Genomic DNA, 898 nt, shown 5'->3' with positions numbered 1-898 from the left:
TGGCACCTGAAGGCCGGAAGATGCTGCGGATCGAGCAGCGCAACGCTGCGGTCCCGGTGGAACGCAAACCGGAATGGATCAAGGCCAAGGTCCAGATGGGCCCGGAGTTCGTGGGCCTGAAGAACCTGGTGAAAAAGGAAGGCCTGCACACCGTCTGCGAAGAGGCCGGCTGCCCGAACATCTTCGAATGCTGGGAAGACAAGGAAGCCACCTTCCTGATCGGCGGCTCCGAATGCACCCGCCGCTGCGACTTCTGCCAGATCGACACCGGCAAACCCTCACCCCTGGACCGGTTCGAACCCACCAAGGTGGCCCGCTCCGTCCAGTCCATGGCCCTGCGCTACGCCACCGTCACCGGCGTGGCCCGCGACGACCTCGAGGACGAAGGCGTCTGGCTCTACGCCGAAACCGTCCGGAAGATCCATGAACTGAACCCCGGCACCGGCGTGGAACTGCTCATCCCGGACTTCTCCGGCAACCCCGACCACATCGCCGCGATCTGCGACTCAGCACCCGAAGTCTTCGCCCACAACGTCGAAACCGTGCCCCGGATCTTCAAGCGCATCCGCCCCGCGTTCCGCTACGACCGCTCCCTGGACGTCATCACCCAGGGCCGCAACCACGGAATGGTCACCAAATCCAACCTCATCCTGGGCATGGGCGAAACCCGCGAGGAGATCAGCGAAGCCCTCCGCGACCTCCACGCCGCCGGCTGCGACCTGATCACCATCACCCAGTACCTGCGCCCCTCCGAACGGCACCTGCCCGTGGACCGCTGGGTCAAACCCCAGGAATTCGTCGACCTCCAGCACGAAGCCGAAGAAATCGGCTTCCTCGGCGTCATGTCCGGCCCCCTGGTCCGCTCCTCCTACCGCGCAGGCCGCCTCTGGGCCACCGC

The 898-nt window shown here is 65.5% G+C and carries 1 protein-coding gene; it reads left to right on the top strand.

Annotation, left to right across the window (positions count from 1 at the left end; translation table 11 throughout):
* Positions 1 to 898 (top strand): lipoyl synthase (lipA, locus tag RM50_RS20070; RefSeq protein WP_043456369.1); only part of this gene is annotated, 898 nt, incomplete at both ends.

The organism is Pseudarthrobacter phenanthrenivorans, assembly GCF_000813845.1.
Classification (GTDB): Bacteria; Actinomycetota; Actinomycetes; order Actinomycetales; family Micrococcaceae; genus Arthrobacter; species Arthrobacter phenanthrenivorans_B.
The sequence above is the reverse complement of the archived record's forward strand: the minus strand, read 5'-3'. Positions and strand labels throughout refer to the sequence as shown.